Origin of the sequence: Vibrio sp. 10N.247.310.24, assembly GCF_041467175.1 — a bacterium.
Classification (GTDB): Bacteria; Pseudomonadota; Gammaproteobacteria; order Enterobacterales; family Vibrionaceae; genus Vibrio; species Vibrio tasmaniensis_A.
Genome location: NZ_JBFSUD010000100.1, coordinates 1 through 14087 on the forward strand (window position 1 = coordinate 1; position 14087 = coordinate 14087).

Consider the following 14087-nt stretch of genomic DNA (forward strand, 5'->3'; position numbering starts at 1 on the left):
GCTGATCAGATCGTAGGTTCTTGATTTAGTTCCATTGAATTACGCAACAAAGCCTGCAGCGGGTGCAGCATCTGGTATTGGTAACTTAGCGGGTAAATATCTTGAAGGTGTTGCTCGTCAACCAGACCTTACTCCAATGCTTCGTACTCAATTCTTCATCATGATGGGCCTTGTGGATGCTGTACCGATGATCGGTGTTGGTATCGGTCTATACATCATCTTTGCCGTGGCTTAATTAAAAGCTTTGAAAAGATCGATTTGTAAATAATCAAGATTTAGTGAGGAAGGTATGAACTTAAATGCCAGCATGTTTGGTCAAGCAATCTCATTCGTGATTTTTGTTTGGCTATGCATGAAATATGTATGGCCCCCTCTCACCGCGATGTTAGACGAGCGCCAAAAAGAAATCGCTGATGGTTTACGCCACTCAGAGAATGCAGCGAAAGAGCTAGAACTAGCAAAATCAAATGGCGCACAACTCGTCGCAGATGCGAAAAAAAATGTGACCGAACTGATTGAGCAAGGCAAAAAACGCCGCAACGAAATCATCACCTTAGCTCACCAAGAAGGTGAGCAAGAAAAGGCACGCATCTTAGAGCAAGGTAGAGCTGAGCTAGAAGGCGAACGTCAAAAGTTACGCCGTGAACTTCAGGCGGATATGGCAGATGCTGTTATTCAAAGTGCACAGAAATTGATTAGCAAAAACCTAGATTCTGAAACGAACCGAGCGTTAGTTGATCAAATGATAAGCGAACTCTAAACGGAGGCAATATGTCAGATTACACCAATATTGCTCATCCCTACGCTAAAGCATCATTCGACTTTGCTTTAGGTGAAAACAAGTTACAAGAGTGGCACTCAATGCTGTCCATTCTTGTGACGGTAGCGGAAGAAGAAACGATCGCTAAGCAGATTTCATCAGCAGAAGGTGTTCATACACAGCAATCTGAAGAACTGGTCAATCTCATCATTCACGTTTGCCAAGGACTCGTTGATGACCACGTCATTAATCTCATTAAAGTCTTGGCTGAAAATGGCCGTCTTGCAGTGATCAGAGACTTGTTTAACTTGTTCAGCGACCTAAAGGACGAACATGAACGTGTAATCCCTGTCACTGTCACCAGTTCAGAATTGCTTACACAAGATCAAGTGACATCACTCACTGCTGCACTTGAGAAGAAATTAGAACGTCAGGTTGAAATGGAACAGGTTATTGATGACTCGCTGGTTGGCGGGATCGTCATCAAGGCGGGTGAAACCGTCATCGATGGTTCTTTGAACACATCAATTAGCCAATTAGCCCATCAACTTCACGCGAGATAGGTAACAATTATGCAATTAAATTCAAATGAAATCAGCGATCTAATCAAAGATCGCATCTCGAAATTTAATGTGAGCACCGAAGCTCGCAACGAAGGCACCATAGTCTCGGTTCGTGATGGCATCATTACTATTAATGGCCTTGCGGATGTCATGCAGGGTGAGATGATCGAGCTTCCTGGTGGCAAATACGCTCTTGCTCTTAACCTTGACACGCACTCAGTCGGTGCCGTGGTTATGGGGCCCTACACTGACCTTTCTGAAGGTATGAAAGTGAAAGGGACAGGTCGTATCTTAGAAGTACCTGTCGGTAATGGACTGCTTGGCCGTGTAGTGAACACATTAGGCGAGCCAATCGATGGCAAAGGCCCAGTGAGTTGTGACCGACTCGACCCAGTTGAAGTAATTGCACCCGGCGTAATCGAGCGTAAGTCCGTCGATCAGCCAATTCAGACAGGCTATAAAGCCGTTGACACCATGGTGCCTATCGGTCGAGGTCAACGCGAACTTATCATCGGTGACCGTCAGACAGGTAAAACGGCGCTAGCCATCGATGCAATCATCAATCAAAAAGATTCTGGCATCAAATGTGTGTACGTGGCGATTGGCCAGAAAGCTTCAACCATCGCTAACGTGGTTCGTAAACTGGAAGACCACGATGCGCTTAAAAATACCATCGTTGTTGTAGCATCAGCATCAGAATCAGCCGCGCTTCAATACCTAGCACCCTATGCAGGTTGCACCATGGGCGAATACTTCCGTGACCGCGGTGAAGATGCACTGATCATCTATGATGACCTATCAAAACAAGCCGTCGCTTACCGTCAAATCTCATTGCTACTTAAACGCCCACCGGGTCGTGAAGCCTTCCCTGGCGACGTATTCTACCTCCACTCACGCCTACTAGAACGTGCAGCACGAGTGAATGCGGAATACGTTGAGAAGTTCACAAACGGTGAAGTGAAAGGCCAAACTGGTTCATTAACCGCGCTTCCTATCATTGAAACTCAAGCGGGTGACGTATCTGCGTTTGTACCAACCAACGTAATCTCAATTACTGATGGTCAGGTTTTCCTACAAACCCAACTGTTTAACTCAGGCCTACGTCCTGCTGTTGACCCAGGTATCTCGGTATCTCGTGTGGGTGGCGCAGCGCAGTGCAAGATCATCAAGAAGCTGTCTGGTGGTATCCGTACATCATTAGCTCAATACCGAGAATTAGCCGCATTTGCTCAGTTCTCTTCTGACTTAGACGACATGACGCGCAAGCAGCTTGATCATGGTGAGCGTGTAACCGAACTGATGAAGCAAAAGCAATACTCGCCGATGTCTGTCGCTGAACAAGCAACGGTTATCTACGCAGCAGAAAAAGGCTATTTGGCTGACGTAGAGTTGAACAAAATTGCGCGTTTTGAAGAAGAATTGATTGCTTACGCAAAAGGTCAAAACCCAGAGTTGTTCGACACCATCAACGCTAATGGTGACTACAACGATGAAATTGATGGTGCTCTTGCAAAGCTTCTCGGTGACTTTGTAGCGTTGAAAGCTTGGTAAACGCTCCGGTTTGTTGGCTGGAAATCAAAACAAATTAGGAGCAGGTAATGGCAAATACTAAAGAAATTCGCACCAAGATAGGCAGTGTTAGTAACACTCAGAAAATCACCAGTGCAATGGAGATGGTTGCGGCAAGTAAGATGCGTAAAGTTCAAGACAATATGACGCTAACACGTCCATATGCCGAGAACATGCGTAAAGTTATCTCTCATGTCGCATCAGGGTCGCTGGAATACCAGCACCCCTACCTTCAACAGCGTGAACCAAAACGCGTTGCTTACATCATTATTTCGTCCGATCGAGGTTTATGTGGTGGCTTGAACTCGAATTTGTTCAAGAAAGTGTTAGAAGAAATGGAGATGTGGCGTACCAAAGGCGTTGAAGTAGAAACGACCTTAATTGGTTCAAAAGCTATCTCATTTTTCCAACGCAGCGGCAATGTTATCGCGCAAACGTCAGGCCTTGGTGACGCGCCTAAATTGGAAGACATTTTAGGTACGGTTAACGCGATGCTAGGGCATTACGACGACGAAAAAATCGACAGTTTGTATCTCGTGTATAACCAGTTCATCAACACCATGGTTCAAGAACCAACGACCTTGCAGTTGCTGCCCCACCCTTCAGATTCTGAGGCCGATGGAGGCGCGAAAAAAGCACGTCGTTGGGACTACATCTACGAACAAGCACCAAGAGACATCCTCTCTGAGCTGTTACATCGATACATTGAATCGCAAGTGTATCAAGGCATCGTAGAGAGCATTGCCTGTGAACAAGCAGCCCGAATGGTGGCCATGAAAGCGGCGACCGATAACGCAGGCCAACTCATCGATGATTTGCAGTTGGTATACAACAAAGCGCGACAGGCTGCCATTACCCAAGAACTGAGTGAAATAGTCTCAGGTGCTCAAGCTGTCTAAGTGCAGACAAGAGTGGGTTAAGAATAGAATTTGAGGATTTAGAGATGAGTGTTGGAAAAATAGTTAAAGTTATCGGCGCGGTGGTAGACGTCGAGTTCAGCGGCGGCAACAGCCCACGCGTTTATGATGCATTGAAAGTGACTAGCGAGGAAGCAAGCTCTCTCGTATTGGAAGTTCAGCAACAACTGGGTGGCAGTATCGTTCGTTGTATTGCAATGGGTACGTCAGATGGCTTGCGCCGCGGCCTAACTGTTGAAAACACCGGTTCTCCAATCACCGTTCCTGTGGGCGAAGAAACCTTAGGCCGTATCATGAACGTTCTTGGTCAGCCTATCGATGAATGCGGTGAAATCGGTCAAAAAGAAAGCTACGAAATTCACCGAGAAGCACCCTCTTATGAAGAACAAGCAAACAGCACTGAACTTCTTGAGACCGGCGTTAAGGTTATCGACCTTATTTGTCCGTTCGCAAAGGGCGGTAAAATCGGTCTGTTCGGTGGTGCTGGCGTAGGTAAAACCGTCAACATGATGGAGCTTATCAACAACATCGCTAAAGCCCACTCAGGTCTCTCTGTATTTACCGGTGTTGGTGAGCGTACTCGTGAAGGTAACGACTTCTACTACGAGATGAAAGAAGCGGGTGTACTAGACAAAGTAGCCATGGTTTACGGCCAAATGAACGAGCCACCGGGAAACCGTCTACGAGTTGCACTTACAGGCCTGACTATGGCTGAGCGCTTCCGTGATGAAGGTCGTGACGTACTGTTGTTCATTGATAACATTTACCGTTACACGCTTGCGGGGACTGAGGTGTCAGCACTGTTAGGTCGTATGCCTTCAGCAGTAGGTTACCAACCAACACTCGCTGAAGAGATGGGTGTGCTTCAAGAGCGTATCACTTCGACTAGACAAGGCTCTATCACGTCTATCCAAGCAGTATACGTACCTGCGGATGACTTGACCGATCCATCACCAGCAACAACCTTTGCTCACTTAGATGCGACCGTTGTACTGTCTCGTAATATCGCGGCATTGGGCCTCTACCCTGCAATCGACCCATTGGATTCAACATCTCGCCAATTGGACCCGCTTGTGGTTGGCCAAGAGCATTACGACATTGCACAAAAAGTCCAAACAACGCTGCAACGCTACAACGCTACAAAGAGCTAAAAGATATCATCGCGATTCTTGGTATGGATGAGCTGTCTACTGAAGACAAGCAGACCGTATCTCGCGCTCGTAAGATTGAACGTTTCTTAACTCAGCCTTACCACGTGGCAGAAGTGTTTACTGGTCAGAAAGGTGTATTTGTACCGCTAAGCGAAACACTAAGAGGCTTTAAAGGTCTGTTAGGCGGCGAATATGACGATATCCCAGAGCAAGCATTCTTGTACTGTGGTTCTATCGACGAAGTGCTTAACAAAGCAAAATCACTCTAAGAGGCAGGTGCACCATGGCTATCGGAATTACAGATAATACATTTCAACTTAATATTGTAAGTGCGGAAGGTACGCTGTTTTCAGGTCCAGCGTATGCCCTAGCCGTTTCTGGCGCTGATGGTGAACTGGGGATTCGCCCCGGTCACTCCCCGCTTCTCAGTAAGATCAAACCGGGCGTGACCGTGTTTGTTACAGACCCTAAATCAGAGGGGCAAGTGCTTTATGTCTCTGGCGGGATGCTGGAAGTTCAGCCGGATGTGGTAACGGTGTTAGCCGATACTGCCTTGCACGGCCAAGATATTGACCGCGCTCGCGCAGAAGAAGCGAAATATGCAGCCCTAGAGAATATCAATAAGGGCAATGTAGACATCAACTTTGCACAAGCTCAGCTTGAACTCGCAAAAGCCGTTGCTCAGCTTCGCGCATCAGAACTGACGTCTTCTCGCACTCGCCACTGAGAATAGAACTTAGATGCTTGATGTGTAAATAGTCTACCCACTTAAAAACAGTTTAAGTGGGTAGACTACATCAGGAACTCTTCTCTCCCCTCCAACTTCCCCTCCCTTTCAACCGTCCCTAATACATCCTTTTTCACCAGCACTTACGCCATTATTTCTCAGCAAAGCGCGCTTGGCGCGGATCAAGTTCATGACCAAGAGGTTGTGTGAGTGAATGATATAACTCTGGCTTACGGCCACGAATCCAGCGTCTACCAGTACACATGTCTAACTCTTCTGCTTTTAGCTCTGCAATCACCATGTCGTTATCAACACTATCGGTCTCAGCAATGATTTCACCATAAGGGCTGAGGATCATCGCATTGCCTGTTCTTACTTCATCCATATCAACGCCGACACCATTACTAAACACCACAAACATACCGTTGTCGTGCGCTCTTGCAGGCAACCAACGCATTAACCACTCGCGTCCATTCTTGCCCTGCATTTCAGCACGAATCGCCTCTGGGTTTTCATCTCGGTTGAACCATAACTCAGGGTCAATTCGCTTCATCGCGTTCGGGCTTCGTGAATGACAACCGCCCGTTTGGTGCGGCGCAATCAATATATCAGCCCCCTTCAAAGCAGTGATCCTGACATTTTCAACCAAGTTGTTATCCCAACAAATCAAGATACCAACTTTGCAGCCATGCGGCGTATCGAACACCGTGTACTGGTCTCCACTGCTCATGTGAGAACTAACAAAGGTGTGCAGTTTTCGATGTTTCTGAACTTCTCCATTTGGCATGGCAAATACGTAGGTGTTGTATAGCTCGCCATCAGTACCCTGCTCTATCAAGCCTGCACCAACGCTCATGCCAAATTGTGTTGCCAGTGAAACTAACTTTTGAGTGGATTCACCGCTCGGTACAGGTTCCGCTAGCACTTCAATTTCATCGCGAGACAAAGCAGACACATGCCAATAACCGGTAATACACATCTCTGGGAAACTGATGATTTCCACGTCAGTGTCCGCAGCCTTTTGAACATATTGCTCTATGACCGATAAGTTGTACGCCTTGTCACCCGCATGGTGGTTGAATTGAACCGACGCTACTTTAATGTCTTTCTTCATGATTCGTCCTCAAGCTTTGCTTTATCTGATTGGTATGAACCTAGTATAAAAAATCAATTCAATTCCATATAATGAAACATATTCTCAATTCAATGAGCATTTGGAATGGAATTTGATCTACTGAAGGCATTTTGTCAGCTGGCTAAATCGGGAAATTACCGTTTGGCGTCAGAGCAGCTCTACATCACTCAATCGGCACTCACTAAAAAGATTCAACGACTTGAATCCAACATTGGGGCATCTCTGTTTTCTCGTGGCAGGAATGGCGCAGAGCTCACGCACGCGGGGAAAACGTTACTAGCAGAAGCCCAACGTTTGGTTCATTCAATGCAAGCGTTTGAGCAGCTGTCAGGCTCTGTGGTCAAAGGGACTCAGGGACATTTGAACATTGGCTTTGGCGTGTCTACTTATCATGAAGCACCCAAGCTTATTGCAGCTTATAAACAACGATACTCAGACGTTCATATCACGTTAAATGACACACCTTCCAAGCAACAAACAGATGAACTGTCAAACCATGAACTCGATATCAGCTTCAATCGGATACCAGAATCATCGGATTTAGAAAGCCTAACACTGTTCAATGATTCGCTTGTGGTCGCGATACACAAAGATCTTCTCAAGCAAGCGCCAAGCAAAAATCACGTCGTCTCTGAGTTATCGAAATGGCCTTATCTAAAGCTGGCCCAACATCGCGGGCCCGGATTAGACAGACAGATTCAACAATATTGTCTTGCGAATAAAATCGACTTATCAAAAACGCAAGAAGCCGATGATATTCTCACCCTGCTTGCCTTGGTTTCTGCCAATACCGTCACCATTGTTCCTAACAGTGCTCAGTTCATTAGCAATACCGATGTAGAATTCATTACTTTAGAAGGTGAATACGCCACTTGGCCAGTCGGGTTGATATGGAATGGGAAGAGTGAAAATCCACTCAGGGATCGATTTGTGGAGTTTGTGGCTAATCAAAAAGAAAATTAGGCCGGAAGCTAAATTACACCAACAAAAAAGGCTCACTAGATAGTGAGCCTTTTGATATCTGCGTAACGTAAAACCGAGGTCTAACGTTGCTTGATGTTCAAACGAATAGTTTTAAAAGATTCATTTTAGAAAAGCAGTTTAGAGCTGAACTATAGAACTATAGCTTAGAAGAACTCGATAGAGTTACGGCCGCTTTTGTCGTCACGTGTTGGCTTCGGCGTATCTGCTTTCTTTTTCGGTTTCTTCTCTTTTTTCTCTTTCTTTGGTTCAGCCTTTGCGCTTAGCATTTCTGCTTTGCTTTTCTTAGATTCCTTCTTCTTAGAATCCTTTTTAGACTGACCTTTCTTCGCCTTGTTCTCTTTTTTAGGCGCTTCTTTCTTTTTCGGCTTTTCTAATTCTTCTTGTACTGGCTGATCACACACCACTACATAGTATTCTTGGTTGAATTCAAAGAAGTCGCCATCGTACATTTTACGACGCTTACGGGTTTCTAGCTCACCATTTACCGCTACGTAGCCTTCAGAGATGATGTGCTTAGCTTCGCCGCCACCACTCACTAGGTTAGCAATTTTAAACACTTTGTAGAGCTCGATTGGCTGTGATGAAACATCAATACCAATTGCTTCAATTTCAATCTCTTCGCCTTCTTCGCCCAGCTCTTGGCCTTCGTAATCAGCGTCTTCGTAATGTTCTTGGTCCATGGTGACCTCTACCTAAATATGTACTTCTGAAATATTGGGCGCAGTGTAATCTTAAAACAAGTAAATGACCATGTTGAATTCACCGAGCACTCTTTTGTTCTCGTTACGCACCCACTTTATAGCGCACCACCAACATTCGAAAGGCTGACAAGCTGCTTGGTGTATTCATGCTGCGGATTACCAAACAAAGTCTCAGTGTCACCTTTCTCTATTACCTCGCCTGCTTTCATGACTATGGTGTAATGACACAAGGATTTCACGACACTCAGATCATGGCTGATAAACAAATAGGTCAGGCCATACTTTTCTTGAAGTGACTTCAACAAATCCAGTACTTGAGCTTGGACGGTTCTGTCTAATGACGATGTCGGTTCGTCTAGCAAGATAAACTCTGGCTTTAAAATCAAAGCACGAGCAATCGCAATACGCTGCCTTTGGCCTCCAGAAAACTCATTCGGGTAACGGTGGCGAGTTTCAGGGTCTAGGTCTACCTCTTTCATTACGTCACAGATACGTTGGTCGAGTTCATTCTCATCCAATTGTTGATGCACTAACAAACCTTCGCCAATCACCTGAGCAACCGACATTCTTGGGTTCAACGCCGAGAATGGGTCTTGAAAAACCACTTGCATACGGCTTCGAAACGGTAGCATCTGTTGGCGGTTTAAGCCTTGGATTTGTTCATCTGCGTAGGTAATTGAACCTTCACTCTCTACCAACTTCAATATCGCCATACCGGTTGTTGATTTGCCAGAGCCGCTTTCTCCAACTAAGCCTATTGAGTGCCCCTTTTTCAAGCTGAACTCCATGTCGGTGACGGCTTTAACATGCGAAATAGTCCGCTTGAATAAGCCTCCCGTAATTGGGAACCAGACACGAAGTTGATTAACATCGAGCAGAGGTTCGCTTTGCGGTGAAACAGGTACAGGCAAGCCTTTAGGATCTGAGTTAATAAGTTTTTGAGTATAAGGATGAGATGGTGCATTAAAGAGTGTTTTACAGTCATTACTTTCAACAAGGCGACCGTCTTTCATTACCGCCACTCTGTCGGCAATCTTACGAACGATACTCAAGTCATGGGTGATAAAAAGCATCGCCATACCCAGCTCTTGTTGCAGGTCTTTCAACAAATCCAAAATCTGCGCTTGTACCGATACATCCAAAGCCGTAGTGGGCTCATCGGCAATAAGTAACTCTGGCTCGTTAATCAGAGCCATTGCAATCATTACACGCTGACGCTCTCCACCAGACAGCTCATGTGGGTAAGCCGAAATCTTTTGCTCTGGGTAGCGGATACCCACCTTTGAAAGCCACTCTATCGCTAAGGCTTGCGCTTTATTGGTTCGCATACCTCGGTGAATAGAAAGAGTTTCAACCAACTGCTTACCGACTCTATGAAGCGGATTAAGCGAAACCATCGGCTCTTGGAAGATCATACCAATGCGGCCACCACGAATCCCTCGCAATTGCCTTTCAGAACAACTCAGAATATCGGTGCCAGAGAAGTTAATCTTACCGTTTAAGTAGTGCGACGAGCCTTTAGGCAAAAGTTTTAAAATCGAGTTCGCTGTAACCGATTTACCGGAGCCACTTTCGCCCACCAGCGCGAGCGTTTCACCTTTGTATATTTCTAAAGAGACATCTTGCGTCACTTGTTCTATCGAGTCTTTACGCCCGAAACCGACAGACAATTTATCGATGGTCAGAACTGGAGACGTGTCGGAACTACCTGTTGCTGATCTTGCAGTAGAAACGTTATTGGAAGCAGGAACTGTATTTGAAGTCATAACCTATCCTTACTTCTGTTGATGTGGGTCGAAAGCATCACGCACCGCTTCACCAACGAAGACTAGTAACGTCAACATCAGAGAAAGCACGACGAAAGCAGAGATACCGAGCCAAGGCGCTTGCAAGTTCGCTTTACCTTGCGCCAACAGTTCACCTAACGAAGGCGAGCCTGCAGGAAGACCAAAGCCTAAGAAATCTAATGAGGTTAACGTGGTAACCGAGCCTGAAAGGATAAACGGCATCATGGTTAACGAAGCCACCATCGCGTTGGGTAGCATGTGACGAAGCATAATGCGTTTATCATCAACACCCATCGCTTGCGCGGCTCTTACATAATCAAAGTTTCGACAGCGTAGGAATTCAGCTCGCACAATCCCAACTAAACTCATCCAACTGAACAACACCATAATCCCGAGCAACCACCAGAAATTAGGCTCAATAAAGCTCGACAGAATGATCAGCAAGAATAAGGTCGGCATTCCAGACCAGACTTCAATAAAGCGCTGCCCAAACAAGTCAACCCAGCCACCGTAATAACCTTGTGTCGCGCCGACTACGACACCGACTACGCTCGATACAATCGTCAGAATGAAACCAAACAGAACAGAGATACGGAACCCATAAATGATGCGGGCTAATACATCACGCCCTTTATCATCGGTTCCTAGCCAGTTCACTGAATCTGGCTCCGATGGCACCGCGCCTGAAATATCGAAGTTTATCGTATCGTAGCTAAAAGGAATGATTGGCCACACGATGTAACCGTTGTCTTCAATCAGTTCGATAACATAAGGATCTTTGTAGTCGGCTTCGGTTTCAAACTCACCACCAAATTCGGTCTCGGCGTACTCATTGACAACAGGTACAAACCACTGATTATCATAAGAAACCAAGAGTGGCTTATCGTTGGCGATGATCTCAGCAAACAGGCTCAATCCAAACAAAATGGTAAATATCCAAAGGGAGATAAAACCACGCTTGTTTGCTTTAAAACGTAACCAACGAGCTTCAGCTAAAGGGTTGTTAAACATTTATTATCAATACCTTTTTATTCATTCGCCATTAACGCGCTTCAAAATCAATTCGAGGATCAACCCAGGTATACGTCAGGTCGGAGATAATGCTCAGCACCAAGCCAAGCAAGGTCATGATATAGAGAGAGCTGAACACCACGGGATAGTCACGTTGAATGGTTGATTCAAAGCCAAGCAAACCAATGCCTTCGAGTGAAAACATCACTTCAATCAACATAGAACCCGTGAAGAAAATACTAATAAATGCGCTCGGGAAACCGGCAATAATGATCAGCATGGCGTTACGGAAAACGTGCTTGTAGAGAATACTGCTCTCGTCCAAGCCTTTCGCTCTCGCGGTGACCACATATTGCTTATTGATTTCATCAAGGAAGGAGTTTTTGGTCAACATACTGAGTGTGGCGAAACCGCCGATGACCATAGCGAAAATAGGCAAAGCCAAATGCCAGAAGTAATCGCCAATTTGTTGATACCAATTCAGTTGGTCGAAATTACTCGACACGAGTCCACGCAATGGGAACCAACTGAAGTAGTTACCACTCGCGAACAAAATAATCAGGATAATCGCAAACAAGAAGCCCGGAACGGCATAACCGACAATCACCACCGCACTCGACCAAATATCAAACCGAGAACCGTGATGTATCGCCTTCATGATGCCCAAGGGTATCGAGATCACGTAGATGATTAACGTACTCCACAACCCTAAAGAAATGGAGACGGGCAGCCGCTCGATGATTAAATCAATAACGTTACCGCCCTTAAACAGGCTTTCACCAAAATTAAAGGTCGCGTAATTTTTCAACATGTCGAAGTAGCGAACATGAATCGGCTTATCAAAACCAAACTGCTTTTTGATCTCTTCAACCACTTCAGGATCAAGCCCGCGCGAGCCTTTATAGCCACTCGCAGACGCTTGATCACTTTCGCTTAAATCAACTTCTTGTCCACCACCAGAAAAACGCTCCATGATGCCAGAGTTATGCCCTTCTAACTGAGCAACGGCTTGTTCTACCGGACCTCCAGGCGCTATCTGGATGATGAAAAAGTTGATGGTGATGATCGCCCACAGCGTGGGGATCACCAACAATAAACGCCGAAATATATACGCGGCCATGCTAACTAACTCCTAGCGACGTTTTTCAGGAAGCAAAGCCGCCTTCTCTTCTGAAATCCACCATGTATCGATACCTAAATCGTATTTAGGCAATACATCTGGACGCTCAAACTTGTCCCACATTGCTACGCGGTATTCACCGACGTGCCATTGCGGGATGTTGTAGAAATTCCACTGCAATACACGGTCAAGTGAACGACCTAGCGTAAGCAGCTTTTCAGGATGCTGTTGGTTACGCGCAATTTCTTCTGTTAATGCGTCAACCACTGGATCCATCACACCTGCAGTATTGTAAGTAGAATCAATGTAGTTAGAGTTCCAAACGATCATTAAGTTCGGGCTAGGATAAGGGTTTGCGGAAAATGACGACGAAACCATGTCGAAGTCACGATCACGAAGACGCTTGATATACTGAGTCGTATCAATGGTACGGATCTTCATCTCGATACCCATGCGTTTCAGGTTTTTTTGAACTGGTGTTGCGATACGCTCGGTGGTTGGGCTGTAAATCAGCAACTCAAATGACATCGGCTTGCCGGTCTTTTCGTTGGTCATCACTTTGTCTTTCAGCACCCAACCCGCTTCTTTCAGCAATTTGAAAGCTGTGCGCATTTGGCTACGAATACGGCCACTGCCATCGGTGACTGATGGCTGGAATTCTTCAGTAAAAACTCTCGGTGGAATTTGGTCTTTGTATTGAGACAACAACTCAACTTCAGCTTCGCTTGGTAAGCCTTTCGCTTCATAGTCAGTGTTTTGGAAGTAACTACGAGTCCGTTTGTACTGACCATAAAACATGTTCTTGTTCATCCACTCAAAGTCCATCGCGTACGTTAACGCTTCACGCACCTTAGGATCAGAGAACACTGGAGATTGAATATTGAAGACAAAACCTTGAGTCGTTTCTGGCTTCTCATGGTTGATCTCTTCTTTAATGATGTAGCCTTTATCGAAGTTTGCGCCCGTGTAAGAGTTGGCCCAAAACTTAGCCGAGTTCTCGGTTCGAAGATCGAACTCCCCTGCTTTAAACGCTTCCAGCATTACGGTGTCATCGCGATAGTAATCGTATTGCACTTGCTTGAAGTTATTACGGCCAACGTTAACTGGTAAGTCTGCTGCCCAATAGTTTTCATCTAGGCCGTAGGTCACACTTTGGCCTGATTTGTAGCTGATGATCTTATAAGGACCACTACCGACTGGTGGCTCACTTAGAGGCTCAGACAGCTTTCTGTCTTTCCAGAAATGTTTCGGCAATACACGAGTGCTTTGCGCGAAGCTAAACAGTTTTTCGCGGTTTGGACTGTTCATTTCAATACGAACAACCAAATCAGAGACCGCTTTTACTGACTTAATCTCTTTGTAATACACACGGTACTGAGGCACGCCCTCTGTTGAGAACTTGTCAAAAGTGAAGGCAACATCATGCGCGGTGATTGGCTCGCCATCTTGGAATTTGGCATTTGGGTTGATGTCGATTTCCATCCACGTGAAATCACTGGCGTAGCGAACCTTTGAAGCGATCAATGGATAGTACGCATCAATCTCGTCACTCGGAGAAAACATCAAGGTATCGTAAATCTCTCCGGTATAACTTGCAGCAACGCCGCGGGCTTACGAATCCCCTCATAATCAGGCGTAAAAACAATGAGGTAGACGCGCATC

At 45.8% G+C, this 14087-nt stretch carries 12 protein-coding genes and 2 pseudogenes; 8 read left to right on the plus strand and 6 right to left on the minus strand.

The window, feature by feature from the left end; all coding sequences use genetic code 11:
• The first annotated feature begins 34 nt into the window (after positions 1–34).
• From atpE to AB6E08_RS20705, 7 genes and pseudogenes are all read left to right on the plus strand, one after another.
• Positions 35–235, plus strand: coding sequence for a F0F1 ATP synthase subunit C (gene atpE / locus AB6E08_RS20675; protein ID WP_372160229.1), 201 nt, complete (start codon positions 35–37; stop codon positions 233–235).
• Positions 236–289: 54 nt separating this feature from the next.
• Entirely contained in the window at positions 290–760 is a 471-nt protein-coding gene (locus tag AB6E08_RS20680) for a F0F1 ATP synthase subunit B (RefSeq protein ID WP_004730401.1), read from the plus strand.
• Between the two features lie 11 nt (positions 761–771).
• Positions 772–1323 carry a F0F1 ATP synthase subunit delta gene (locus AB6E08_RS20685; RefSeq protein ID WP_371706966.1) on the plus strand — a complete coding sequence of 184 codons (552 nt, stop codon included), beginning with the start codon at positions 772–774 and terminating at the stop codon, positions 1321–1323.
• A 9-nt stretch (positions 1324–1332) separates the two neighbouring features.
• A complete protein-coding gene (gene atpA, locus AB6E08_RS20690) occupies positions 1333–2874 on the plus strand; it encodes a F0F1 ATP synthase subunit alpha (protein ID WP_009844932.1) in 1542 nt (513 codons plus the stop codon).
• Between the two features lie 47 nt (positions 2875–2921).
• Positions 2922–3791 carry a F0F1 ATP synthase subunit gamma gene (atpG, locus tag AB6E08_RS20695; RefSeq protein ID WP_012600781.1) on the plus strand — a complete coding sequence of 290 codons (870 nt, stop codon included), beginning with the start codon at positions 2922–2924 and terminating at the stop codon, positions 3789–3791.
• Between the two features lie 44 nt (positions 3792–3835).
• Positions 3836–5229, plus strand: a pseudogene (gene atpD / locus AB6E08_RS20700) (F0F1 ATP synthase subunit beta).
• 14 nt (positions 5230–5243) lie between these two features.
• Positions 5244–5687 (plus strand): F0F1 ATP synthase subunit epsilon, encoded by a 444-nt coding sequence (locus AB6E08_RS20705; RefSeq protein ID WP_004730391.1) that lies wholly within the window; start codon positions 5244–5246, stop codon positions 5685–5687.
• Between the two features lie 151 nt (positions 5688–5838).
• Here the strand turns inward: AB6E08_RS20705 and AB6E08_RS20710 are convergent, their stop codons facing one another.
• On the minus strand, positions 5839–6801 hold the full coding sequence (locus AB6E08_RS20710) for a nitrilase family protein (RefSeq protein WP_017099345.1): 963 nt from the start codon (positions 6799–6801) through the stop codon (positions 5839–5841).
• Positions 6802–6906: 105 nt separating this feature from the next.
• Here AB6E08_RS20710 and AB6E08_RS20715 point away from each other — a divergent pair, with 105 nt between their 5' ends.
• Entirely contained in the window at positions 6907–7785 is an 879-nt protein-coding gene (locus AB6E08_RS20715) for a LysR family transcriptional regulator (RefSeq protein WP_372066542.1), read from the plus strand.
• Positions 7786–7949: 164 nt separating this feature from the next.
• On the opposite strand, the gene AB6E08_RS20720 is transcribed toward AB6E08_RS20715, so the two are convergent.
• The 5 genes and pseudogenes from AB6E08_RS20720 to AB6E08_RS20740 all read right to left on the minus strand — a co-directional run.
• Entirely contained in the window at positions 7950–8486 is a 537-nt protein-coding gene (locus tag AB6E08_RS20720; protein WP_017099343.1) for an RNA-binding S4 domain-containing protein, read from the minus strand.
• Between the two features lie 116 nt (positions 8487–8602).
• A complete protein-coding gene (gene yejF, locus AB6E08_RS20725; RefSeq protein ID WP_372066539.1) occupies positions 8603–10273 on the minus strand; it encodes a microcin C ABC transporter ATP-binding protein YejF in 1671 nt (556 codons plus the stop codon).
• Positions 10274–10282: 9 nt separating this feature from the next.
• Positions 10283–11305 carry an ABC transporter permease gene (locus AB6E08_RS20730; protein WP_050646143.1) on the minus strand — a complete coding sequence of 341 codons (1023 nt, stop codon included), beginning with the start codon at positions 11303–11305 and terminating at the stop codon, positions 10283–10285.
• Positions 11306–11336: 31 nt separating this feature from the next.
• Entirely contained in the window at positions 11337–12425 is a 1089-nt protein-coding gene (locus AB6E08_RS20735) for a microcin C ABC transporter permease YejB (RefSeq protein ID WP_004730359.1), read from the minus strand.
• A gap of 12 nt (positions 12426–12437) precedes the next feature.
• Positions 12438–14036 (minus strand): annotated as a pseudogene (locus tag AB6E08_RS20740) (extracellular solute-binding protein); the annotation flags it as partial.
• Positions 14037–14087: the final 51 nt, after the last annotated feature.

What these genes read in the sequence shown, in the direction of transcription:
- AB6E08_RS20680 (WP_004730401.1), top strand. Translation starts at nt 290, where the DNA reads ATGAACTTAAATGCCAGCATGTTTGGTCAAGCAATCTCATTCGTGATT.
- AB6E08_RS20685 (WP_371706966.1), top strand. Translation starts at nt 772, where the DNA reads ATGTCAGATTACACCAATATTGCTCATCCCTACGCTAAAGCATCATTC.
- atpA (WP_009844932.1), top strand. Translation starts at nt 1,333, where the DNA reads ATGCAATTAAATTCAAATGAAATCAGCGATCTAATCAAAGATCGCATC.
- atpG (WP_012600781.1), top strand. Translation starts at nt 2,922, where the DNA reads ATGGCAAATACTAAAGAAATTCGCACCAAGATAGGCAGTGTTAGTAAC.
- AB6E08_RS20705 (WP_004730391.1), top strand. Translation starts at nt 5,244, where the DNA reads ATGGCTATCGGAATTACAGATAATACATTTCAACTTAATATTGTAAGT.
- AB6E08_RS20710 (WP_017099345.1), bottom strand. Translation starts at nt 6,801, where the DNA reads ATGAAGAAAGACATTAAAGTAGCGTCGGTTCAATTCAACCACCATGCG.
- AB6E08_RS20715 (WP_372066542.1), top strand. Translation starts at nt 6,907, where the DNA reads ATGGAATTTGATCTACTGAAGGCATTTTGTCAGCTGGCTAAATCGGGA.
- AB6E08_RS20720 (WP_017099343.1), bottom strand. Translation starts at nt 8,486, where the DNA reads ATGGACCAAGAACATTACGAAGACGCTGATTACGAAGGCCAAGAGCTG.
- yejF (WP_372066539.1), bottom strand. Translation starts at nt 10,273, where the DNA reads ATGACTTCAAATACAGTTCCTGCTTCCAATAACGTTTCTACTGCAAGA.
- AB6E08_RS20730 (WP_050646143.1), bottom strand. Translation starts at nt 11,305, where the DNA reads ATGTTTAACAACCCTTTAGCTGAAGCTCGTTGGTTACGTTTTAAAGCA.
- AB6E08_RS20735 (WP_004730359.1), bottom strand. Translation starts at nt 12,425, where the DNA reads ATGGCCGCGTATATATTTCGGCGTTTATTGTTGGTGATCCCCACGCTG.